Origin of the sequence: Stappia taiwanensis (assembly GCF_014635285.1) — a bacterium.
Taxonomy (GTDB): Bacteria; Pseudomonadota; Alphaproteobacteria; order Rhizobiales; family Stappiaceae; genus Stappia; species Stappia taiwanensis.
On the sequence record NZ_BMCR01000003.1, the window covers coordinates 335,166 to 357,645 of the forward strand.

18 protein-coding genes are annotated in these 22,480 nt (G+C 65.5%); 7 read left to right on the forward strand and 11 right to left on the reverse strand.

Annotated features, from left to right (window positions below):
• Positions 1-136: 136 nt before the first annotated feature.
• Together IEV83_RS08955 and IEV83_RS08960 are read left to right on the forward strand one after the other, a co-directional pair.
• On the forward strand, positions 137-1,591 hold the full coding sequence (locus IEV83_RS08955) for an aldehyde dehydrogenase family protein (protein WP_244628120.1): 1,455 nt from the start codon (positions 137-139) through the stop codon (positions 1,589-1,591).
• 50 nt (positions 1,592-1,641) lie between these two features.
• Positions 1,642-2,391: a glucose 1-dehydrogenase gene (locus IEV83_RS08960; protein ID WP_181761994.1), complete on the forward strand. Its 750-nt coding sequence runs from the start codon at positions 1,642-1,644 to the stop codon at positions 2,389-2,391.
• A 9-nt stretch (positions 2,392-2,400) separates the two neighbouring features.
• On the opposite strand, the gene IEV83_RS08965 is transcribed toward IEV83_RS08960, so the two are convergent.
• The 3 genes from IEV83_RS08965 to IEV83_RS08975 all read right to left on the reverse strand — a co-directional run bounded on the left by IEV83_RS08965 (position 2,401) and on the right by IEV83_RS08975 (position 5,215).
• Positions 2,401-3,654, reverse strand: coding sequence for a diguanylate cyclase (locus IEV83_RS08965; RefSeq protein ID WP_181761995.1), 1,254 nt, complete (start codon positions 3,652-3,654; stop codon positions 2,401-2,403).
• A 213-nt stretch (positions 3,655-3,867) separates the two neighbouring features.
• Positions 3,868-4,503: a CoA transferase subunit B gene (locus tag IEV83_RS08970; protein WP_181761996.1), complete on the reverse strand. Its 636-nt coding sequence runs from the start codon at positions 4,501-4,503 to the stop codon at positions 3,868-3,870.
• A gap of 16 nt (positions 4,504-4,519) precedes the next feature.
• Positions 4,520-5,215 carry a CoA transferase subunit A gene (locus IEV83_RS08975; protein WP_181761997.1) on the reverse strand — a complete coding sequence of 232 codons (696 nt, stop codon included), beginning with the start codon at positions 5,213-5,215 and terminating at the stop codon, positions 4,520-4,522.
• A 229-nt stretch (positions 5,216-5,444) separates the two neighbouring features.
• Here IEV83_RS08975 and IEV83_RS08980 point away from each other — a divergent pair, with 229 nt between their 5' ends.
• Positions 5,445-7,244, forward strand: coding sequence for an AsmA family protein (locus IEV83_RS08980; protein ID WP_181761998.1), 1,800 nt, complete (start codon positions 5,445-5,447; stop codon positions 7,242-7,244).
• A 69-nt stretch (positions 7,245-7,313) separates the two neighbouring features.
• Here IEV83_RS08980 and IEV83_RS08985 read toward each other — a convergent pair whose 3' ends face one another.
• From IEV83_RS08985 to IEV83_RS09005, 5 genes are all read right to left on the reverse strand, one after another.
• A complete protein-coding gene (locus IEV83_RS08985; protein ID WP_181761999.1) occupies positions 7,314-8,138 on the reverse strand; it encodes an ABC transporter permease in 825 nt (274 codons plus the stop codon).
• A gap of 31 nt (positions 8,139-8,169) precedes the next feature.
• Positions 8,170-9,171 (reverse strand): ABC transporter permease subunit, encoded by a 1,002-nt coding sequence (locus IEV83_RS08990; protein ID WP_181762000.1) that lies wholly within the window; start codon positions 9,169-9,171, stop codon positions 8,170-8,172.
• 32 nt (positions 9,172-9,203) lie between these two features.
• Entirely contained in the window at positions 9,204-10,352 is a 1,149-nt protein-coding gene (locus IEV83_RS08995) for an ABC transporter ATP-binding protein (protein ID WP_181762001.1), read from the reverse strand.
• A 70-nt stretch (positions 10,353-10,422) separates the two neighbouring features.
• Positions 10,423-11,514: a polyamine ABC transporter substrate-binding protein gene (locus IEV83_RS09000; protein ID WP_181762002.1), complete on the reverse strand. Its 1,092-nt coding sequence runs from the start codon at positions 11,512-11,514 to the stop codon at positions 10,423-10,425.
• A 181-nt stretch (positions 11,515-11,695) separates the two neighbouring features.
• Positions 11,696-13,087: a glutamine synthetase family protein gene (locus tag IEV83_RS09005; RefSeq protein ID WP_181762003.1), complete on the reverse strand. Its 1,392-nt coding sequence runs from the start codon at positions 13,085-13,087 to the stop codon at positions 11,696-11,698.
• Positions 13,088-13,196: 109 nt separating this feature from the next.
• Between IEV83_RS09005 and IEV83_RS09010 the strand changes: the two genes are divergently transcribed.
• From IEV83_RS09010 to IEV83_RS09025, 4 genes are all read left to right on the forward strand, one after another.
• A complete protein-coding gene (locus IEV83_RS09010; RefSeq protein WP_181762004.1) occupies positions 13,197-13,868 on the forward strand; it encodes a GntR family transcriptional regulator in 672 nt (223 codons plus the stop codon).
• Positions 13,869-14,042: 174 nt separating this feature from the next.
• Positions 14,043-15,440 carry a glutamine synthetase family protein gene (locus IEV83_RS09015; RefSeq protein WP_181762005.1) on the forward strand — a complete coding sequence of 466 codons (1,398 nt, stop codon included), beginning with the start codon at positions 14,043-14,045 and terminating at the stop codon, positions 15,438-15,440.
• Between the two features lie 80 nt (positions 15,441-15,520).
• Complete coding sequence (locus IEV83_RS09020; protein WP_181762006.1) at positions 15,521-16,918, forward strand: aspartate aminotransferase family protein; 1,398 nt, start codon at positions 15,521-15,523, stop codon at positions 16,916-16,918.
• 32 nt (positions 16,919-16,950) lie between these two features.
• A complete protein-coding gene (locus IEV83_RS09025) occupies positions 16,951-18,240 on the forward strand; it encodes an NAD(P)/FAD-dependent oxidoreductase (RefSeq protein ID WP_244628121.1) in 1,290 nt (429 codons plus the stop codon).
• A 34-nt stretch (positions 18,241-18,274) separates the two neighbouring features.
• On the opposite strand, the gene IEV83_RS09030 is transcribed toward IEV83_RS09025, so the two are convergent.
• The 3 genes from IEV83_RS09030 to IEV83_RS09040 form a co-directional block, all read right to left on the reverse strand.
• Positions 18,275-19,990: an ABC transporter permease gene (locus IEV83_RS09030; protein ID WP_209003060.1), complete on the reverse strand. Its 1,716-nt coding sequence runs from the start codon at positions 19,988-19,990 to the stop codon at positions 18,275-18,277.
• Positions 19,991-20,088: 98 nt separating this feature from the next.
• Positions 20,089-21,075, reverse strand: coding sequence for a Fe(3+) ABC transporter substrate-binding protein (locus tag IEV83_RS09035; RefSeq protein WP_244628137.1), 987 nt, complete (start codon positions 21,073-21,075; stop codon positions 20,089-20,091).
• A gap of 358 nt (positions 21,076-21,433) precedes the next feature.
• Entirely contained in the window at positions 21,434-22,396 is a 963-nt protein-coding gene (locus tag IEV83_RS09040) for a threonine dehydratase (protein ID WP_181760306.1), read from the reverse strand.
• Positions 22,397-22,480: the final 84 nt, after the last annotated feature.

The window sequence follows — 22,480 nt, forward strand, 5'->3', positions numbered from 1 at the left end:
AACATTGTGATCGCGCGGGCTCACAAGATCGGCATCGGTTCGGCACGTGCGAAGTGATTGCGAGGGAACCGGGGTTCCTTTACCGTCCGTTGAAACGGCTGGGAAACCGCTCGGCACAGGCAGGGAGGCACGCGACGTGGACAGCGAAATCGCCCCTTTTCAGGCGCTGATCGACGGGGCGCGATGCGAGGCCGCCGGTGGTGGCCGGATCGCCATGCATTGCCCGTCCGACGGCGCGGTCTTCGCCAGCATTCCGCGTTGTGACGGCGGCGATGTCGGCCGCGCCGTCGTTGCCGCCCGCCGTGCGTTGGAACGGGAGGACTGGGCCCGAATGCCGGCGGCGGAGCGCGGCGCGATTCTCTCCCGGTTGGCGGCCCTGATCCGCGACAATCTGGAGAGCTTGAGCGCGCTGGAAAGCCGCGACACTGGCAAGCCGCTGCGGCAGGGACGAGCCGATATCGTCAATGCGGCCCGCTATTTCGAGTTCTATGGCGGGGCCGCCGACAAGGTGGCGGGCGAGACCCTGCCGCTGCAGCCGGAGGCGTTGGCTCTGACCCTGCGTGAACCGCATGGGGTGGTCGGCTCGGTGGTGCCGTGGAATTATCCGGCGCAGATCATGGCGCGGGTGGCCGGCGCCGCGCTCGCCATGGGCAATACCCTGGTGATGAAACCGGCTGAGGATGCCTGTTTGTCGGTACTGGCCATCGCCGGTCTTGCGCTGGACGCCGGACTGCCGGCCGGTGTGTGGAATGTGGTGACCGGCTATGGCGAGGAGGCCGGCGCGGCGCTTGCCGATCATCCTGGGGTGGATTTTCTCACCTTCACCGGCTCGCCGGAGGTGGGCACGGCGATCCAGAGCGCGGCGGCACGCAATCATATCGGCTGCACGCTGGAGCTCGGCGGCAAGTCGCCGCAACTGCTGTTCGCCGATGCCGATCTGGAGGCGGCGCTGCCGGTCATCGTCAATGCCATCGTGCAGAATTGCGGCCAGACCTGCTCCGCCGGCAGCCGGCTGCTGGTGGAGGCGTCGATCCTGCCTGAGATCGCGGGCCTGTTGCGTCAGCGTTTCCGCGCGCTGGTCGCCGGCCCGCACGACCGGGATCTCGATCTCGGCCCCCTGATCAACGAAGCGCAGATGCGCCGGGTGGATGCCTTTGTCCGCGAGGCGGAGACGGCGGCGATCCCGCTGATCGCCGAGGGAAGCATCGCCCCCGATTGTCCGCCGGGCGGATATTACGTGCCGGCACGGATCTATGGTCCGGTCCCGGCGAGCGCGCGGCTGGCACAGGAGGAGGTGTTCGGCCCGGTTCTCGCTGTCATCCCCTTTGCGGATGAGGCCGAGGCGGTCGCCATCGCCAATGGTACCGACTATGGCCTGGTTGCCGGTGTCTGGACGCGGGACAGCGCTCGCGCTCTGCGGGTTGCCCGCAAGGTGCGGGCCGGTCAGGTGTTCGTCAACGGTTATGGGGCGGGCGGCGGCGTCGAGTTGCCGTTCGGCGGTTTCAAGAAGTCCGGCCATGGCCGGGAAAAGGGATTTGAGGCGCTGCGGGAGTTTTCGGCGCTGAAAACGATTGTCATTCGGCACGATTGAGGCAGGGGAGGTATCTGCCGCACCGTGGCCGGTTCCTGGGGGGGATGCGAATGAGCCAGAGGCTTGCAGGGAAAGTCGCCATTGTCACCGGCGCCGGATCGGGGTTCGGCGCCGGCATGGCACAGCGCTTCGCCGAAGAGGGGGCGCAGGTGATCGTCGCCGATCTCAACGGCGAGGCGGCCGCCACGGTGGCCGGGGAGATCGGCGCGGCGGCGGAGGCGGTGACCGCCGATGTCACCCGGATGGCGGATGTTGAGGCCATGTGCGCGGCGGCCGAGGCCCGTGGCGGGCTCGACATTCTCGTCAACAACGCCGGCTATACCCATCGCAGCGGCGCTCTGCTCGATGTGGACGAGGAAATCTTCGACCGGGTGTTCGAGGTCAACGCCAAGGCCATCTATCTGGCGGCGAAGGTGGCGGTGCCGATGATGCGCGCGCGCGGCGGCGGGGTGATCCTGAACACCGCGTCGACGGCGGGCCTGCGCCCGCGCCCCGGCCTGACCTGGTACAACGCCTCCAAGGGCTGGGTGATCACCGCGACAAAGTCGATGGCCGTTGAACTGGCACCGGACAACATCCGGGTCAACGCCTTGTGCCCGGTGGCCGGCGAAACCGGCATGCTGCATCTGTTCATGGGCGAGGACACGCCGGCGAAGCGCGAACAGTTCCTGGCCTCGATCCCGCTTGGCCGGTTTTCGACCCCGGCGGACATGGGCAACGCCGCCTTGTGGCTGGCTTCGGAGGAGGCGTCCTTCATCACCGGTGCGGCCCTTGAGGTCGATGGCGGCCGCTGTATCTGACGCGCCGCTTCAGGAGGCAACCGTGCGATTGCGTCCGCCGTGCTTGGCCGCGTAAAGGCGCATGTCCGCCGTCCTCAGCGCGGCGTGCAGGGTTGGCTCCGTCCCTGCCGACAGGCCGGCACTGATCGTCACCGGCCCGAGCATGCTAAGGGGGCCGGTGACACCGGTGCGCGCTTGCAACTGCTCCCGTAGCCGGGTGACGAACTCCAGTGACGCCTGTGCATCGAGACCGGGCAGCAGCACGCAGAATTCATCGCCGCCGAGCCGCGCGGGAAAGGCGCGGGGCGGGCAGAGGGTGCGCAGCAACTCGCCGAACTGGCGGATCAACGCGTCTCCCTGCTCATGACCGTGACGATCGTTGACCGATTTGAACCGGTCGATGTCGATCGCCGCGACGGTGATCGCCTCGCCAGCCTTTCGCGTGCGTTCGAACAGGGCGTTGCCATCGGAAAACAGGTGCCGCCGGTTTGAAATCCCGGTCAGAACATCGCCATGCGCCATGGCCGACAGGGTCTGGATCCGGTCCAGCATGTCCAGGTTCTGCGAAATGCGCAGCATGAACTCTTCCGGCGTGCAGGACTTCGGCAGGAAGTCATTGGCGCCGGATTTCAGGAAACGGGCGATAACGTCGGGACCTGCGCGGCTGGATAGGCCAATGACCGCAAGATCATTCATGCCGTAGCGGCTGCGCAGGGCGCGCAGCAGCTCGAAACCGTCCGCTTCGGGCATGATATAGTCGAGGACCACCAGCCGCAGGTTTTCCAGGGTATCGAGCATGGCAATCGCTTCGCCGTAGCTCGCAGCTGTATGAACGCGCAGACGGTATAGCTCCAACCGCCGGGCAATCACTTCCGTGTCGATCCGGCTGTCGTCGATGACCAGGGCGTCGATGCCACGGTTGGCATGGACCCGACGCACCAGGGTGGCGAGATAGGTCAGGCTGGCGGGGCTGTCCTTCAGGATATAGTCGACGATGCCCTTGCTCAGCAGCGTTTCCCGAAGTTTCTCATCGAAGCGGCCGGAAAACACGATGGTCGGAAGGCCGGCGTCCAGCGTCACGTCGACGATCTCGCCATTGGGCGCATCGGGCAGCGTGAGGTCGACAAGGGCGATCACCGGCTCGAACGCCGGGTCGGCAAGCAGCACCTCGGCCTCGGCGCGGCTGGCGGCGGATATGACCTCCAGCCCATCGATCTCATCGAGATGGCGCCGGATGACGCGCTCGAAAAACGAGGCGTCTTCTACTAGCAATATCTGGCTCATGGGCAGTCAACTTGCATGAGGGCTGCTGAAGAAACGCAGAATGGCCGGGGTCGGTAAAGGAAGGGTTCAGAAAAGGCAGTTCTGCGGCGTGGAAAATCTCCCGGGGAAGCTTTTGGAGAAGGCTGGGGCAACTATCAAATTATATGAATATGTCTTTGCAATAAGCAGATGAGGCGGGCCGGGTGAGTACTCCGGCCCGCCAAAAGGGTATCGTCAGGCCGGAACCTTGAGCTTGGCCTTGGTGTTGGCCAGAACGTCCTCGACGGTGACGCCGCTTGCCAGTTCCACCAGCTCAAGCCCATCCTCGGTGACATCGAAGACGCCGAGATTGGTGATGATCCGATCGACGCAAGCGACACCGGTCAGCGGCAGGGTGCAGCTGTCCAGAAGCTTCGGGTCGCCCGCCTTGGAGGTGTGATCCATGATCACCACGACGCGCTTGACGCCGGCGACGAGATCCATCGCCCCGCCCATGCCCTTGACCATCTTGCCCGGGATCATCCAGTTGGCGAGATCGCCGTTTTCCGAGACTTCCATGGCGCCGAGAATCGACAGATCGATATGGCCACCGCGAATCATCGCGAAGCTGTCGGCGGAGGAGAAGTAGCTGGTCTGCGGCAGTTCGGTGATGGTCTGCTTGCCGGCGTTGATGAGATCGGCGTCGACCTCGTCATCGGTCGGGAAGGGGCCCATGCCGAGCATCCCGTTCTCCGACTGCAGCGTCACGTGAACGCCTTCGGGGATGTAGTTGGACACCAGCGTCGGGATACCGATGCCGAGGTTGACGTAGAAGCCGTCTTCCAGCTCCTGCGCCGCGCGCTGTGCCATTTCGTCACGAGTCCAAGCCATGATGCTCTCCTTGTCCTCAGGCCGCGCGGGTGGTGCGCTTTTCGATCCGCTTTTCATGCGAACCGACGATGATCCGGTCGACGAAGATGCCGGGGGTGTGGATGTTGTCCGCGTCCAGCTCGCCGATCTCCACCAGCTCTTCGACCTCGACCACGGTCACCTTGCCGGCGGTGGCCATCATCGGGTTGAAGTTGCGGGCGGTCTTGCGGAACAGAAGGTTGCCTTCACGGTCCGCCTTCCAGGCCTTGACCAGCGACACATCGGCCACGAGTCCGGTTTCCATGATGTAGGTCTGGCCGTCGAAGTCCTTGTGTTCCTTGCCCTCGGCGATCAGCGTGCCCACACCGGTCTTGGTGTAGAAACCCGGAATGCCGGCGCCGCCAGCGCGGATGCGCTCGGCCAGGGTCCCTTGCGGGTTGAACTCAAGCTCGAGCTCGCCATTGAGATACTGGCGCTCGAAGGTGGCGTTTTCTCCCACATAAGAGGAGATCATCTTCTTGATCTGCCGCGTCTGCAGCAGAAGGCCGAGGCCGAAATCATCGACACCCGCGTTGTTGGAGATGGCGGTGATCGCCTTCGCACCACTGTCGCGCAGGGCGACGATCAGGTTTTCCGGAATACCGCACAGGCCGAAACCACCGGCCATGATCGTCATTCCGTCGAAGGTCAGTCCCTCCAGCGCGCTTGCCGCGTCGGGGTAAACTTTATTCATCGGGATCTCCTCGCATCGGATAAACGCCGGGTACATGGCCCAGCATGAACCCTTCGTCTGGCGTCTTGTGATAGCGCCGAAGTGTGCCCACCTCAAGCGCCAACCGGATCTTGTGCCCGTGCCAGTCCGGCTTTGTCCTTGAACCGGCCCCGGTTTCCCCCTATCCCGCTTGACAGAGGCGGGGCGGGCAACCGCGACGCTTCCGCACTGGCATCAATCGGACTGCTACATGACACGCCTTCTGGCACTTGCCGCCGCAATCCTGATCCTCGGACTGGCGCTCTTTTTCGGTCCCCGCTGGCTCGTGACGGGGGAGACCGCCCGGCTGCGGGCCGAGGCCGAATTGTCGGATTGGCTGGGGGCTTCGGTGCGCCTGCCGGCCGCGCCGTCCGTGGAGTTTCTCCCCGAGCCGCGCCTCAGCCTCTCCGATGTCCGCCTTGAGAGCGTGAACGGGCTGTGGTCGCTGTCGGCAGGGCGGATACATGTACGTCTCGACGTCTTTGCCCTCGTATTCGGCGAGATGCGCTTCACCGCGTTTCAGATCGAGAACCCGCGTATTCGTCTGGGCGATGGCGTGCTGCCCGCCGGTGCCAACTGGCGCGATGGGCTGCGCGCCGCCGCACGGGGACTGCACCGGCTGACCGCCTATCCGCTGACCGTTACCGATGGGGTTCTGCTCGGAGACGCCGGAGAGATGGCCCCGCTCATCGACCGCATTTCCCTGCGGTTTGTCCGGGATGGGCAGAAGAGCAGCATTCGCGGTGGTTTCCAGGTTTCCGATCAACCGGTGGATATGGCGGTGAGCCTTGCCGATCGGGACAGTCTGATCGGCAAGGCGGGCGGTGCCGTGGCGGTGACGCTGGAGGCGCCGCTGGCGTCCCTGCGTCTCGATGGGGAACTGACCGGCGCGGGCGGCGGTCCGCTGGCGGGCCAGTTCGCGTTCGCCGCCAGCGATCTGCGTGGTCTCGGGCAGCGTCTGGGGTATCAACTGGCGGCGGAGGCCGCCTTTGGCGCCGGTCGGCTCGCCGGAACCGGGCAGCTGTCGTTCGATGCGTTGACGCTGGACAGTGCGCGGATCGAACTTGATGGCAACCTCGGCGAGGGGCAACTGGCGTTTGACATGGCGGACCCGCGTCCGCGCCTGGACGGCACGCTCGCCTTCGAGCGCCTCGACCTGTCCGCCTACCTGCACGAGGCGCCGGTGCTGGCGCGCGGCGCGTGGCGGCGGGCACCGTTGGCTGACGTGCTCAGGCAGATGGATCTCGATCTTCGGGTTTCGGCAGGCGATCTGATCGCCGGTGATCTCTCCCTTCGCCGCTCCGGCCTGTCCTTGTTGCTGCGCGATGGCGATTTTTCCTTCGATCTCAGTGAAGCGACGTTGGCAGGCGGCCGCGCAGCCGCATCGCTGCGGGCAAAGCCGGATGCGGTCTCACACGGGTATGCGGCAACCATGACCGTGCTCGGTGAGGGCCTCGACTTTGCCGCCTTGCCCCGGCCGCAGGAGATGGAGGCGTGGCCGCAAGGGGGGCGCATGGCCGGGCGCGCCAGCGGCGTGGCGGCGGGCGAAAGCCTTGACGACTTGCTCTCGAGCTACAAGGTGACGGCAGCGGTCGACACGCGTCAGACCCGGTTTGCGTCCGATGGATTGGCCACGGCAATCGGAAGACTTGGGACGCCGGGCACGCCTGCGACCTCCTCCGGGCGCTCCACCTTCGCCAAGCTGGATCTTGCGCTGGAGATCGCCCCGGACGCGATCGCGGTACAGCGGCTTCTCGCGGAAACCGGCAAGCATCGGCTGATTGCATCCGGCCGGGTGTCGCGGCCGGAGGGAAGCCTGGCCCTGCGCGGACTGGTGGCCGCTGTGGAGGCGGACAGGCCCGCCGACGGCGAGCCTGAAGGCCCGGCAGCTGCCACCGGCGTGCCGGTGCTCATGCGCGGAACCTGGAGCGAGCCGCTGTTGCTGCCGGACCTGACCGAATTCGTCGGCCCGCCAAAGCGGCATCAGAAAACCACCGCAGGCGGACAGTAGAGCGCGCGCAAGAAGACCGCGCTCCGCGCCGACAAGAGGCCGGCGGCGGGGAGAGGTCAGGGAAGGGCGTCAGGCCTGCTGGGCTTCCGCCAGCCGGATGTCCCGTTGCCGGCGCACCTCCTGACGCTTGGTCATGAGCGAGACGGCAATCACCACCACGGCCACCAGGCCGACGAGAACGGTCGATATGGCGTTGATCTCCGGCGTCACCCCCAGGCGCACCTGGGAATAGATCTTCATCGGCAAGGTGGTCGCGCCGGGCCCGGTGGTGAAGCTGGCGACGACGAGATCGTCGAGCGACAGGGTGAAGGCCAGCATCCAGCCGGCGATGACGCTGGGCAGGATGATCGGCAGGGTCACGGAAAAGAAGGTGCGCAGCGGCGGGCAGCCCAGATCCTGCGCCGCTTCCTCCAGCGAAGCGTCGAAGCCGGTCAGGCGCGACTGCACCACCACGGCGACATAGCACATGGCGAAGGTGGTATGGGCGATGATGATCGTCCAGAAGCCGCGTGCCTGATCGACCGCGACGAACAGAAGAAGCAGCGACAGGCCGAGGATCACTTCCGGCATGACCAAGGGGGCATAGACCATGCCGGAGAACAGCGTCCGGCCGAGGAACCGCCCGGAGCGAACCAGAACGAGCGCCGCCAGCGTCCCCAGAAACGTGGCGATGGAGGCGGAGAGAAAGGCGACGCGCAAGGTCACCCAGGCCGCATCGAGAAGCTGCTGGTTGTTGAGCATCTCCCCGTACCAGCGGGTGGAGAAGCCGCCCCAGACCGTCACCAGCCGGGAATCGTTGAACGAATAGATCACCAGCAGGACGATCGGCAGATAGAGAAAGCCAAGGCCGAGCGCGACGGAGGTCACGTTGAACCAGCTAGGACCGTTGCGCATCACATCCCCTCCGTCCGGGTCGCCGCCACGCTCATCGGCCCTTCTCCGTCGCCCGCTGTTGGTGGTTCTGGAACAGGACGATGGGCACCACCAGGATCAAGAGCAGCAGCACCGCCACGGCGGAGGACACCGGCCAGTCCCGGTTGTTGAAGAATTCCGTCCACAGGGTCTTGCCGATCATCAGCGTGTCCGAGCCGCCGAGCAGGTCCGGGATCACGAATTCGCCGACCGCGGGAATGAAGACGAGGAAACAGCCGGCGATCACCCCGGGCAGCGACAGTGGTACGGTGATCGTCCAGAAGCTGCGCCAGGGCGGGCTGCCCAGGTCGCTGGCCGCCTCCAGCAAGCTTTCATCGAGCTTTTCCAGCGTGGCGTAAAGCGGCAGCACCAGGAACGGCAGGTAGGAATAGACGATGCCGATATACACCGCCACATTGGTGTTGAGGATCGTCAGGGGCGTGTCGATCAACCCAACCCACAGGAGGAACTGGTTGAGCAGCCCTTCGGTCTTGAGAATGCCGATCCAGGCGTAGACGCGGATCAGGAAGCTGGTCCAGAACGGCAGGATCACCAGCATCAGCAGTGTCGGACGCCAGGCCTTCGGTGCGCGCGCCATGCCATAGGCCATGGGGTAGCCGACAATCAGGGTGATCAGCGTCGATGTTGCGGCGATGACAATGCTGGAGACGTAGGATTTCCAGTAAAGACTGTCCTCCGTCAGCCAGAGATAATTGTCGATCGACAGCGCCGTGATTCCGGAGACGAAGTCATCCCAGCCGGCGGCAAGGTCGAAGGTGGGCAGATAGGGCGGAATGGCGACCGCCACCTCCGACAGCGAGATCTTGAAGACGATGAAGAACGGCGCCAGGAAGAAGGTCAGCAGCCAGAGATAGGGTACGGCGATCAGCAGCCAGCCGCCGAGCCCGCGCCGCACGCGCGGGCGGACGGTCCGTTCGATGTCCGTCCCTGTGGTCGCCGTTCGTTTTGCGGTCAACCCGAACGGTGCACCGGATGCGCTGTCGCCTGCCGTCATCCTTTCCCCTCGCTGTCCGTTTGGCGTCCCCGCTATCGGGTCAGCACGATGCCCGCGTCCCGATCCCAGGACAGCCACACCTTGTCTTCCCAGCTCATCGGCCGTTCCACCACCCGGCTGTGATTGGCCACGGTGGCGCGGATGGTTTCCTCGTCGCGAATATGGGTGTGGTAGATCGAGACGTCGCCGAGATAGCCGATGTCCCACACCTCGCCGGCGAGCCGGTTGACGGCGGTGGCGGGCGCGTCGAAGCCGATGCGCACCTTTTCCGGACGAATGGCGAACCAGACCGTATCGCCGACGCTGGCCTCGACCGGCTGGGCCACTTCGATGTCGCAGTCGAAGATCTCGGACCGCAGGGTCGAGCTGTCGCCGTTGCGCCCGGTTAGCTTGCATTCCAGAAGGTTGATGTCGCCAATGAAATCGGCGACGAAGCGGGAGTTGGGCAATTCGTAGATTTCCGCCGGCGAGGCGATCTGGATGATCCGGCCCTTGTCCATCACCGCGATCCGGTCGGCCATGGTCATCGCTTCCTCCTGATCGTGGGTGACGATCACGAAGGTCATGCCAAGGTCCTGCTGCAGATCGGTCAGCTCGAACTGGGTTTCCTCGCGCAGCTTGCGGTCGAGCGCGCCCAGCGGTTCGTCCAGCAGCAGCACCTTCGGCTTCTTGGCGAGCGAACGGGCCAGCGCCACCCGCTGCCGCTGACCGCCGGAGAGCTGATGCGGTTTGCGCCGGGCGAAATCCTCAAGCTTCACCAGCTTCAGCATCTGCGCGACCCGCTCGGTGATGGCCGCCCTGGCCATGCCTTCCTGCTTCAGGCCGAAGGCGATGTTCGCCTCCACCGTCATATGCGGGAACAGCGCATAGGACTGGAACATCATGTTGACCGGCCGGCGGTGCGGCGGAACCCCGCGCAAGGGCTGGCCGTCGAGGAAGATCTCGCCTGAATTCGGCGTTTCGAAGCCGGCCAGCATGCGCATCATCGTCGTCTTGCCGCAGCCGGAGCCGCCGAGCAGGGCGAAGAATTCGCGCTCGTAGATTTTCAGGGACAGGTCATCGACAGCGGTAAAGTCGCCGAACCGCTTGGTGACATTGCGAAACTCAATGAACGGGGTCGCGTTCCCGTCTTCCCAGGGTGCGAACGCACGGCGCACCGGACCGATCGGTTTCTTTGCCAAGGGAGCCCCTTCCCTGTGCCTGCGAGGGACGACAAGGCCCGGCGCTGAAACGCCGGGCCTTGCAAACGCGTCACTGACCGGTCTTGACCTTGGTCCATTCGCGGGTGCGCACCCGCATCGCCTTCGGCGACTTGGTGGTGGTGGAGAACAGGTTTTCCACCGTCGCCTCGCTCGGGTAGATCGCCGGATCCTCCAGCACTTCCTTGCTGATGAAGGCCTGGCTCGCCTTGTTGCCATTGGCGTAGAACACGTAGTCGCTCGCCTTGGCGATCACTTCCGGCTTCATGATGTAGTTGAGGAAGGCATGGGCCTCCTCCACATGGGGAGCGTCCGCCGGGATGGCCATGTTGTCGAACCACATCATCGCCCCTTCCTTGGGGATGCTGTAGGCGACCGTCACGCCATTGTCGGCCTCCGCCGCGCGGTCGCGTGCCTGCAGCACATCGCCCGACCAGCCGATCGCCATGCAGATGTCGCCATTGGCCAGCCCGTTGATGTATTCGGACGAATGGAACTTCTGGATATAGGGCCGGATCTTCAGGAGGACCTCGGTCGCCTTGGCGAAGTCTTCTGGCTTGTCGCTGTCCGGATCGAGACCAAGGTAGGCGAGGGCGGCGGGGAACATTTCATCGGCCGTGTCGAGCACGTGGATGCCGCAATCGGCGAACTTCGAGATCACTTCCGGCTTGAAGATCATGTCCCAGCTGTCGACCGGCGCATCCGGCATCCGCTCCTTGATCTTCTCCACGTTGTAGCCGATGCCGGTGGTGCCCCACATGTAGTTGATGGCATGCTCGTTGCCCGGATCGAAGCGTTCGATCCGCGACATGATCTGCGGCCACAGGTTCTTCAGGTTGGGGAGTTTCGACTTGTCCAGCTTCTGGAACACGCCGGCCTGGATCTGGCGACCGAGGAAGGTGCCGGTCGGAGCCACCACGTCATAGCCGGTGCCGCCGGCAAGAAGCTTGGTTTCCAGGATCTCGTTGCTGTCGAAGACGTCGTAGACGACCTTGATGCCCGTTTCCTTGGTGAAGTCTTCCAGGATGCTTTCGTCGATATAGTCGGACCAGTTGAACACCCGCACGACCCGATCCTCGGCGGCAAGGGCGGAGCCGCCCAGAAGGCCGAGAAGCGCGGCACCCGCAAACAACAGTTTCTTCATGACAACTTCCTCCACTTCCCCGTCCGATAGTGTCGCGGGCCTGCCTTCGCCTGGCGGCCCGGCCGCCTGTTTCGCCATTGCTCCGACCCTAGATCAAGAGGCAATCCGGTGAAAACACCTGATTGCGCGTCTTCTTCGCTCGTCCCCGAGATTGAAGCGCTCATCCTCCCGAAAAGCGGCATCAAAGGTAGGTTTGCCGCTCCAGCGTCGATATTTCGCGTCCGAATGCAAAGAGTTCGTGACGCTTGATGTCGACCAGCACCTTGTGCATGTCCGCGCCGACCGCGTCGCTCATGCGCTGCGAGGCGGCGAAGGCGTCGATTGCCTCGTCCATCCACGGGGTCAGGCGCGGCGCAGTCTTCTCATAGGCGTTGCCCTCCACCGGCGGCGGCGGCGCCTCCGCTCCGGTGATGCCCTGCAACATGCCGGCGAGCACGCCGGTGAGCACCAGATAGGGATTGGCGTCGGCCCCGGCGATCCGGTGTTCGATCCGCGCCGATTCCGGCGTGCCGGCCGGTACCCTGAGGGCAACCGAGCGGTTGTCGTGGCCCCAGCAGATCGAAGTGGGCGCGTAGGAGCCCGGCTGCATCCGGCGGAAGCCGTTGAAGGTGGAGACGAACAGAAGGTGCGCCTCCGGCATGGTGTCGATCAGCCCCTTGATCGCATGGCCGAGCCGGGTTCGTCCGCTGTCCGGATTGGCGAAGATGTTGCCCGCGCCGTTCTCCAGGCTGACATGCACATGCATGCCGCTGCCGGGCCACTCGACGAAGGGCTTGGCCATGAATGAGGCCTTGAGATTGTGCTTGCGGGCGACACCGGCCACCAGCCGGCGCAGCAGCACCGCGTCATCGGCCGCGCGCAGCGGGTCGCGGCGGTAGTGAAGGTTCAGCTCGAACTGTCCGGGCGCGGCCTCCGACACGGCGGCGTCGGCGGGAATGTCCTGAGCGTCCGCCGAGCGGCGGATCTCGTCCACCAGCGGCATGAAGGCTTCCAGATCCGACAGCGCATACATGTTCTGCCGCGCCGGGCCGAGATGGGTGGAGAACACCGGCTGCGGCGCGCCGCTCCAGTCGCCGTCGTCCTGGTCCTCGAACAGGTAGAATTCCAGCTCGAAGGCCGCCGTGGCCGTCAGGTCTTGCCCCGCGAGCCGGTCGGTCATCCGCGACAGCACGTGGCGCGGGTCGCACAGGAAGGCGCCGCCATCCCGGTCATGCATGGACAGGAGCACCTGCGCGGTCGGCCGGTCGGCCCAGGGCACGGCGCGCAAGGATCCGGGCACCGGCCAGCACACGCCGTCCTTGTCGCCGGTCTCGATATGCATGCCGGTCTCCTCGACCTCTCGGCCCCAGACGTCGAGGCCGAACAGGGAGAAGGGCAGGGCAACGCCATTTTCGAACACCTTGCGCAGGGCGCTGCCGGGCAGCCATTTGCCGCGCAGAACGCCATTGCTGTCGGGCAGGATCACTTCAAGCGTGTCGAGATCCGGGTGCTCCGCCTCGAAGCGGGCGACCTCGTCCTGCCAGGTGTCGTCGCCGGCGGGGCGCTGCCAGGCCGAGCGCGAGGTTTGCAACATGAAATCCTCCGGATGGGCGAACCGCGAGAGGCGCGATTGCCGGGACGGCGAAATTGTGATCACATAGCCTGTGCGGTGTCAAGAAAGCCAGCTTGGGAGATGGGCGGCGATGTTGGAGCTAGGGGCTGGATCGGGGCCGGGGGCGCCGGTTGCAGCGGCGCGCGGATCGATCCGGGACCGGGTGGAAAGCGCGGTGCGCGAGGCGCTGCTCACCGGCCGGTTCGTGCCGGGGCGGGCGGTCACCTTGCGCGGGCTTGCCAGCGAGCTCGGGGTCAGCCCGATGCCGGTGCGCGAGGCGGTGCGCTCGCTGTCGGCCGGGCATGCGCTGGAGGTGCGGCCGAACGGCCGCATCCAGGTGCCGACCATGACCGAGGAGCGGCTGGCGGAGATCCTCAAGGCGCGCCTGCTGCTGGAGCCGGAGCTGGCGGAAATGGCCGCGTCCTACCCCGCCGATCTCGATGCGGATGCCTTGGCCGCGCTGGACGATCGGGTCGATGAAAGCCTGATCGGCGGCGATGCCGAAACCTACATGCGCTACAATCACGCCTTCCATTTTCACATTTACCGGGCGTCGCGCTCTGAGGTGCTGTTGCCGCTGGTGGAGAATTTGTGGCTCCAGTTCGCCCCGTTCATGCGCACGGTCTATGGCCGGGTCGGCACGGCGGCGCTCGACGATCATCACAAAGAGGCGGTGCAGGCGGTCCGCGATCGCGATGCGGGCGCCTTGCGCTCAGCGGTTGCGGCCGACATCCGCTGCGGCATGGAGCTGCTCGACCGCTAGGAGGTGACGGCCCAGGCGGTCGGGTTCGAGCGCAGTCGAGATTGACAAGTCGAAATATGTGATCACAAGATGCGCCGGTTCAATACGCGCCCGTCCGGGTGGCTGCGTCGCCGTGAATGGTGACGGCTGCGCCGGTTGGGGAAGTTTCGAGGGGAATGCCCGGAAAGGTTCGTTGTGAGCAAGAAGAAGAAATCCTCGCCGAAGATCGAGAGTCTGCGCGGCGTTGCCTCGCTGGAGGAGGCCTCCATCTGGCTGGCCGAGCGGGGCATTGAGGATATCGAGTGCATCGTTCCGGATCTGGCGGGCGTGGCCCGGGGCAAGATGATGCCGACGGAGAAGTTCTTCTCCGGTCCGGTGATGACCATGCCCGCGTCGATCTTCGCCCAGACGATTTCCGGCGATTATCCGCCCGACGACGAACGCTTCCAGCACAATGCCACCGACGGCGATCTGTTCTTCCGGGCCGATTATTCCACTCTGACGCGGGTGCCCTGGGAGACCGACCCGACGGCGCAGCTCATTCACGATGCCTACACCCGCGAGGGCATTCCGGTGGAGACCGCTCCGCGCAACGTCCTGAAACGGGTGTTGCAGCTCTACGAGGACGAGGGCTGGGAGCCGTTGGTCGCGCCGGAGATGGAGTTTTATCTAGTCCGTCCCAACACTGACCCGGATTATCCGCTGGAGCCGCCGACCGGGCGGTCCGGCCGGCCCGAGGTGGGGCGCCAGTCCTATTCGATTTCCGCGCTCAACGAGTTCGATGACCTGATCGACGACATCTACGACCTGTCCAGTGCGCAAGGGCTGGAGATCGACACCCTGATCCATGAGGAGGGGGCCGCGCAGATGGAGATCAACCTGCGCCATGGCAATCCCCTGGTGCTGGCCGATCAGGTGTTCCTGTTCAAGCGGACCATCCGCGAGGCGGCGTTGCGGCACGACATGTATGCCACCTTCATGGCCAAGCCGATGTCGAACCAGCCGGGCTCGTCCATGCACATCCACCAGTCGGTGATCGATCGGGAGACCGGCGCCAATCTGTTCTCCCGCGAGGATGGCGAGCCGAGCGCGGAATTCCTTTCGTTCATCGCTGGCCATCAGGCCTATTTGCCGGCGGTGACCTGCATTCTCGCCCCTTACGTCAATTCCTACCGCCGGTTCAGTCGCGACACCACGGCGCCGGTCAATGTCTACTGGGGCTATGACAACCGCACCGTCGGCCTGCGCGTGCCCAATTCCAAGCCCTCGGCGCGGCGGCTGGAGAACCGGGTGCCGTCCTCGGACGCCAACCCCTATCTCGCCATCGCCGCCTCGCTCGCCTGCGGCTATCTCGGCATCAAGCAGAACCTGACGCCGGACGAGCCGCGCAACGGCTATTCCAGCGACAAGATGCATGCGCTGCCGCGCGCGTTGCTGGATGCGGTGGCTCTGTTTGGCGAATGCGACGAGTTGATCGATGTGTTCGGCGAGAAATTCGTCGCCACCTATCGGGCGATCAAGCAGGAGGAATTCGAAACCTTCATGGCGGTGATCAGCCCGTGGGAACGGGAATACCTGCTTCTCAACGTTTGAATGTGAGGGGTGGCGCGCGCCGGCCCCTCAAGTGCCCCTGTCCTGACCAAGGACGAGACCTGATTGTGGAGATACGCGCCATGACCGGTGCATCGAACCGCTACCCGACCCGGGACCTGCAGGCCCGTGACGCGGCCCATCACATCCATCCCTTCACCGACACCGGTGCGCTCAACCGGGAGGGGCCGCGCATCATCACCAGCGCCGATGGGGCGTGGCTGACCGACAGCGACGGCAAGCGCTATCTCGATGGCATGGCCGGGCTGTGGTGCTGCCAGGTTGGCCATGGCCGGCAGGAAATCGCCGACGCGGTGCACCGGCAGATGTGCGAATTGGAGTATTACAACACCTTCTTCAAGACCAGCCACCCGCCGGCGGTCGCTCTGGCGGAAAAGCTTGCCGAGCTGACGCCGCCGCAGTTCAACCGGGTGTTCTTCACCTCCTCCGGCTCCGAAGCCAATGACACCGTGTTCCGGATGGTGCGCGCCTACTGGGACAAGATGGGCCAGCCGGAGAAGAAGACCATCATCGGCCGCTGGAACGGCTATCATGGCTCGACCCTGGCCGGCACCAGTCTTGGCGGCATGAAAGGCATGCATGAGCAGGGCGACCTGCCGGTCCCCGGGGTTCACCATATCGCCCAGCCCTACTGGTTCGGCGAGGGTGGGGACATGTCGGAAGAGGAATTCGGCCTATGGGCGGCGCGGGAGCTGGAGCGAGCCATCGACGAGATCGGCGAGGACAAGGTGGCCGCCTTCATCGCCGAGCCGATCCAGGGCGCGGGCGGGGTGATCATCCCGCCGCAGAGCTACTGGCCGGAGGTCTCGCGCATCTGCAAGGAGCGCGGCATTCTGTTGGTCGTCGATGAGGTGATCTGCGGCTTTGGCCGGCTCGGCACCTGGTTCGGCTCCGACTATTACGGTCTGGAACCGGATCTGATGCCCATCGCCAAGGGGCTCTCCTCCGGCTATCTGCCAATCGGCGGGGTGATGGTCTCCGACCGGGTGGCCAGCGTCTTCATCGACCAGGCCGGCGACTTCCATCATGGCTTCACCTATTCCGGTCATCCGGCCTGCTGCGCGGCGGCGCTTGCCAATCTGGAGATCATGCAGCGGGAAAAGCTGGTGGAGCGGGTCGCCGACGACATCGGCCCCTATCTTCAGGCGAAGTGGACAGGGCTGGCCGATCATCCGCTGGTTGGCGAGGCGCGCATGGTCGGGCTGGTCGGCGCGCTGGAACTGGTGCCGGCCAAGGGCGACCGGTCACGCGCCTTCGAGCCGGCCGGTGATGTCGGCACCCTGTGCCGGGACCTGTCGTTCGACAACGGGCTGGTGATGCGCGCGGTGCGCGACAGCATGATCATCTCGCCGCCGCTGGTGCTGACCCACGAGGAGGCCGATCTCCTGGTCGAGCGTACCGCCAAGACCCTCGACGACACCTATGCGGTGCTCAAGCGCGACGGTCGGCTCGCGGCCTGAGGTCGCGGATTGCTTGAGGAGAGAGGGCCATCGTGACCGACATCGTCGCCCCCCATGCCCCATCCTTCTATGCGGCCACCGTGCCGGAGGCGCCGGTTCGCCCGGCGCTCGCCGGGCGGATCCGGGCGGATGTGGCGGTGGTCGGCGGTGGCTTCACCGGGCTCAACGCCGCGCTCACCCTGGCGGAAGCCGGGCGCCAGGTGGTGCTGGTGGAGCAAAACCGCATTGGCTGGGGCGCGAGCGGGCGCAATGGCGGCCAGTTGCACAGCGGCCAGCGGCGCGATCAGGATCATCTGGAAGCGGCCTTCGGGCTGGAGCGCGCCCGCCGGCTCTGGGATCTGGCGGAGGAGGCCAAGGCACTGCTGCTCGGCAGGGCGGCGCGCCATGGCATCGACTGCGACTGGATGCCCGGCCTGATCGAGGCGGCGCACAAGCCCGCCCATGTGGAAGAGAGCTGGCGGTATGCGGAGAAGCTGGCCCGCGACTACGGCTATGACAAGGTGACACCGCTCACCCGCGAGGAACTGGCGGCGGCCATCGGCACGTCGGTCTATTTCGGCGGCACCCGGGATGCCGGCGCCGGCCATCTGCATCCCTTGAAGTTGGCGCTGGGGCTCGCCGCCGCCATCGAGGCCGCAGGCGGAACCATTCACGAGACGACGGCGGCAACGTCGATCACGCCGCAGGGCGGGCGGGTCAAGGTCGGCACCACCCATGGCGAGATCGACGCCGGCGAGGTGCTTCTGGCCGGCAATGGCTATCTCGACGGGCTCGATGCCGATAGCGAGGCGCGGGTCCTGCCGATCAACAATTTCATCCTGACCACCGAGCCGCTCAGCGAGAGCGAGGCCGATGCGCTGATCCCCGGGCGGGAGGCGGTGTCGGACACCCGCTTCGTGGTGCATTACTGGCGCCTGACCAAGGATCGCCGCATGCTGTTCGGCGGCGGCGAAACCTATCGGCGCGGCTTTCCGTCCGATATCGAGGGCTTCGTGCGTGCGCATATGCGCAAGGTCTATCCGCAGCTTGCCGAGGTGCCCGTCGCCCATGCCTGGGGCGGAACCCTGGGGGTGACGCAAACGCGCATGCCCTGCCTGCGCCGCAGCCGTCCGGGCGTCTATGTCGCCGCCGGGTTCTCCGGCCACGGTGTCGCGATGGCCGGCTTCTGCGGCCATGTGACGGCGCAGGCGATGCTCGGTGACAGCGAGCGCTTCGATGTGTTTTCGGCCCTGCCGACGCCGAAGTTCCCCGGCGGCCGGCTGCTGCGCTGGCCGATCCTGGTGCTGGCGATGAGCTGGTTCGCCCTGCGCGACCGGCTGTAACCGGTCCGGCGGGAAACCCGGTTTTGCCCGCCGATCAGCCGCGGGCGCTCTTGCGACCGCGGAAGCTCTGCGCCGAAGACCAGGCCAGCAGAACCGCCGGCGCCAGCCCCACCAGCACGATGACAAGGGCCGGGACGGCGCCTTCGGCGAAGGCTTCGCGCGAAGCGGCGTTGTAGACCGTGGTCGCCAGCGTTTCGAAATTGAACGGCCGCAGCAGGATCGTCGCCGGCAGCTCCTTCATGCAATCGACGAAGGCCAGAAGCACGGCGGTCAGCAGGATCGGCCGGATCAGGGGCAGATGCACCTCGAACAGGGTGCGCACGGAGTTGCGGCCAAGGGTACGGGCGGCCATGTCCAGATGCGGCGTGACCTTGCCGAAGCCGCCCTCAATCTGCCCATGCGCCACCGCCAGGAAACGGACCATATAGGCATAGATCAGCGCGGCGCCGGAGCCGAGCATCAACAGGCCGGTACCGACACCGAAGACGGAGCGGGAGAAGCCGTCGATGAAATTGTCGAAGGCGGCGAGGGGGATCAGGATGCCGACCGCGAGCACCGTGCCGGGAATGGCGTAGCCGATGGAGGCGACGCGGCCGAACAGCTGGGTCGCCGGGTTGTGCTGGATCCGCTGGGCGTAGGTTAGAAGAATGCCGATGGCCACCGTCAGCAGCGCGGCGGTGATCGACAGCACCAGACTGTTGCCGACGGCCGCCATCAGCGCCGGGTCGAACAGCTCATCGAGGCGGCGGCTGGCATAGTCGACCAGCAGTGCGGCGGGCAGAACGAAGCCGAGTAGCACCGGCAGGGCGCAGGCGAGGATGGCCAGGCCCGCGCGCGGGCCGGTGAGCTGGTAGCTCGGCAGTGCCAGATAGCGCGAGGTGGTGATGTGGAAGCGCTGCTTGCGCCGGGCATAGCGCTCCGCCCACAGCAGAAGAAAGACGATCGCCAGCATGCCGCAGGCAAGCTGGGCCGCACCGGCGAGGCTGGAACGGTGGATCCAGGTGTCATAGACGGAAAACGTCATGGTGTTGACGCCGAAGAAGGTCACCGCGCCGATATCGTTGAGGCATTCCATCAGGGCCAGCGACAGCCCGACGACAATGGCCGGCCGGGCCAGCGGCAGGGCGACGACGAAGAACAGTCGCATCGGTCCGGCGCCGAGGGTGCGCGAGACGTCGAGGGCGCAGGCCGATTGCAAGAGGAAGGACGCTCGGGTGGTCAGGTAGACATAGGGGTAGAGCACGAAGCCCATGACGAAGATCGCCCCGCCGAGGGAGCGGATCTCGGGAAACCAGTAATCCCGCGAGGTCTTGAAACCGAACAGCGCCCTCAGGGCGCCCTGCACCGGGCCGGTATAGTCGAGAATTTCCACATAGGTATAGGCGATGATGTAGGTGGGCACGGCCAGCGGGATCAGCAGTGCCCAGTCGAACAGCGCCCGTCCGGGAAAGCGGCACATGGTCACAAGCCAGGCGGTGCCGACGCCGACGATTAGCGTGATCGCCCCGACCCCGAGCATCAACAGGCCGGTGGTGACCAGCGAGGACGGCAGCACGGTGCCGAGCAGATGGGTCCAGACCTCACCGGTCGGCTGCACCGCGATCACCACCAGCGCCAGGATCGGCATCAGGGTGAGCGCGGCCATCAGAAAGCCGATGGCGAGCAGAACCCGATCCGACCGGGTCATGGCGGAGACCGGCCGGACCGCCGCTGCGGCGTCGAACGTCGGGGAGGAAACGATGCTGCTCATGGGGCGCTCATGCGTCCGGATCTGTCGGGGGCGAAACGGCGAACGGCGCCCGGCCTGATCAGGCCGGGCGCCGCCCTATGCGGGAAGGAGAACGTCGGTCAGCTCGACGGGCCGTCGTTGAAGCCGACCTTGTCGACCAGCTCGCTGGCGGTCTTGCGGTTGTTGGCGATCTCGGCCAGCGGCAGGCTATCCGGCTTGATCTCGCCCCAGGACTTCACCCGCTCGGACGCTGCCACGCCCGGCTTGACCGGGTATTCGTAGTTGGCCTCGGCATAGACCTGCTGCGCCGCGTCGGAGGAGAGGAACTCGATCAGCTTCAGCGCTTCGGCCGGATGCGGCGCGTTCTTGGCCATCACCACGCCGGAGATGTTTACATGGGTGCCGCGCTCTTCGGTGTTCGGGAACAGGATCTTGACCGAGTTGGCCCAGTCCTTCTGCTCCGGCTCCTTCTCGTTGGTCTGCATCTTGCCCATGTAATAGGTGTTGCCGAGCGAGATGTCGCATTCGCCGGCGAAGATCGCCTTCACCTGGGCCCGGTCGTTGCCGGAGGGCTTGCTGGCGAGATTGTCTCGCACGCCCGCGAGCCATTCCTCGGTCTTCTCCGCGCCGTGATGGGCGACCATCGAGGCGAACAGGCCGATGGAATAGACATGCTGGCCGGAGCGGGTGCAGATGCGGCCGCGCCACTTCTCGTCGGCGAGCTCCTCATAGGTGATGCTGTCCTGTTCAACCCGGTCCTTGGAGGCATAGACGACGCGGGCGCGGGTGGTCAGGCCGATCCAGTGGCCTTCCGGATCGCGGAACTCGGCCGGGATGTTGGCATTGACCACCTCGGAGGACACCGGCTGGGTGATGCCGAGCTGCTTGGCCCCGTCAAGACGTCCGATATCGACGGTCATCATCACATCCGCCGGGGAATTGGCGCCCTCCGCCTGGATCCGCTCCGCCAGCCCGTCGGAGGCGAAGATGACATTGGTCTTGATGCCGGTTTCCTTGGTGAAGGCATCGAGCAGCGGCTGGATCAGTACCGGCTGGCGATAGGAATAGATGTTGACCTCACCATCGGCCAGCGCCGGTGTCGCCATCGCGGCGGTGGTGAAAAGGGCCGCGGCCAGGAGGCCGGAACGGGTCGGACGGATCGTCTTGGTCATGTCAGTCTCCACACGCACAGGGGGCAAGGCCCTGCCGCGTTGTTGCAATTGGGTCGCGCTGGCAACTGGCGCCAACACCGCGCATCCTAAAAAGAAGAGTTTCAGTGTCAAGATAATTCCCAAGATATTTCAATACCTTGGAATTATTCCAAACTAACCGGAGCGGCGCGTGCTGCGTTGCCACATAGGGGTTTTTGCGAATGGTTCGCGAAAGCTGTGTGGAGTCAAGCCGTTACATTTATCGCAGGGTGGGGCTGCCCGGGCTGTGCGGTTGCCGGGCAGCAACCTGCTCTCAGACCGTGGGGGTTTCGCCGCCGAGCACCTGGTGCATCCATTCGGTGTCGATGTTCTGTCCGGTGAACACCACGCCGGGGTGGCTGCCACGCGGCTTGTCGGCAAGCAGGGCCGCAAGTGCCGCCGCGCCGGCGCCTTCGGTCACCGTGTGGGTTGCGCGGAAGGCAAGGCGGATGGCCTCGGAGATCTGGTCGTCGCTGACCCGGACGATGTCTTCGGCGCCGGCGCGGATCACCGCCAGGGCCGCCTCGCTCGGGCAGCGCACGGCCATGCCATCGGCAAAGGTGTTGGCGCTGTCGGTGTCTTCCAGTTGGCCGCTTTCCAACGACCGGGCATAGGCATCGGCCTGGTCGGAGACGACGCCGACGATCCGGGTCTTCAGTCCGAGCGCGTCACGGGCGGAGATCATGCCGCAAATGCCCGATCCAAGGCCGATCGGGACATAGACCACATCAAGCTCGGGCACCGCGCGCAGGAACTCCATGCCGTAGGTGGCGACACCGCGCACCAGATCGACATGAAAGCTGGGCACCAGCGTCAGCCCGCGTTCATCGGCAAGCTCCGCAGCATGGGCGCGGGCCGCGTCGAAATCCTCGCCATGTTCGATCAGCTCCGCGCCGAAGGCGCGCATGGCCGCGTTCTTCTCACGCGAATTGCCATGGGGCACGACGATGGTGCAGCCAAGGCCGAAGCGGCGGGCGGCGAAGGCAAGGCTCTGTCCATGGTTGCCCCGGGTCGCCGAGACGACGCCCGCGCCGCGCGGGGCATGGGCGGCGAAATCCTGCAGCATCACCAAGCCGCCGCGCACCTTGAAGGCGCCGGTCGGCGTGTGATTCTCATGTTTGACATGGACCGGGCGACCGACGGCCTCGGCCAGAAGCGGCCAGGCATATTGCGGCGTCGGACGCATCGACCGGTAGACGATTTCGGCGGCATCCTCAATGGCGGCGAGCGTAAGCATGAAACCTCTTGGTATCTGGAAGGGGGATGAGACTGCCGCGCCTTACCGGCGCGGTCAATCAGGCAGAGGACAACCGACGGGTTG

Bases quoted from the DNA above. Each gene is read 5' to 3' on its own strand.
- IEV83_RS08960 (WP_181761994.1), top strand. From the start codon at position 1,642: ATGAGCCAGAGGCTTGCAGGGAAAGTCGCCATTGTCACCGGCGCCGGA.
- IEV83_RS08965 (WP_181761995.1), bottom strand. From the start codon at position 3,654: ATGAGCCAGATATTGCTAGTAGAAGACGCCTCGTTTTTCGAGCGCGTC.
- IEV83_RS08970 (WP_181761996.1), bottom strand. From the start codon at position 4,503: ATGGCTTGGACTCGTGACGAAATGGCACAGCGCGCGGCGCAGGAGCTG.
- IEV83_RS08975 (WP_181761997.1), bottom strand. From the start codon at position 5,215: ATGAATAAAGTTTACCCCGACGCGGCAAGCGCGCTGGAGGGACTGACC.
- IEV83_RS08980 (WP_181761998.1), top strand. From the start codon at position 5,445: ATGACACGCCTTCTGGCACTTGCCGCCGCAATCCTGATCCTCGGACTG.
- IEV83_RS08985 (WP_181761999.1), bottom strand. From the start codon at position 8,138: ATGCGCAACGGTCCTAGCTGGTTCAACGTGACCTCCGTCGCGCTCGGC.
- IEV83_RS08990 (WP_181762000.1), bottom strand. From the start codon at position 9,171: ATGACGGCAGGCGACAGCGCATCCGGTGCACCGTTCGGGTTGACCGCA.
- IEV83_RS09000 (WP_181762002.1), bottom strand. From the start codon at position 11,514: ATGAAGAAACTGTTGTTTGCGGGTGCCGCGCTTCTCGGCCTTCTGGGC.
- IEV83_RS09005 (WP_181762003.1), bottom strand. From the start codon at position 13,087: ATGTTGCAAACCTCGCGCTCGGCCTGGCAGCGCCCCGCCGGCGACGAC.
- IEV83_RS09010 (WP_181762004.1), top strand. From the start codon at position 13,197: ATGTTGGAGCTAGGGGCTGGATCGGGGCCGGGGGCGCCGGTTGCAGCG.
- IEV83_RS09020 (WP_181762006.1), top strand. From the start codon at position 15,521: ATGACCGGTGCATCGAACCGCTACCCGACCCGGGACCTGCAGGCCCGT.
- IEV83_RS09030 (WP_209003060.1), bottom strand. From the start codon at position 19,990: ATGAGCAGCATCGTTTCCTCCCCGACGTTCGACGCCGCAGCGGCGGTC.
- IEV83_RS09035 (WP_244628137.1), bottom strand. From the start codon at position 21,075: ATGGCGACACCGGCGCTGGCCGATGGTGAGGTCAACATCTATTCCTAT.
- IEV83_RS09040 (WP_181760306.1), bottom strand. From the start codon at position 22,396: ATGCTTACGCTCGCCGCCATTGAGGATGCCGCCGAAATCGTCTACCGG.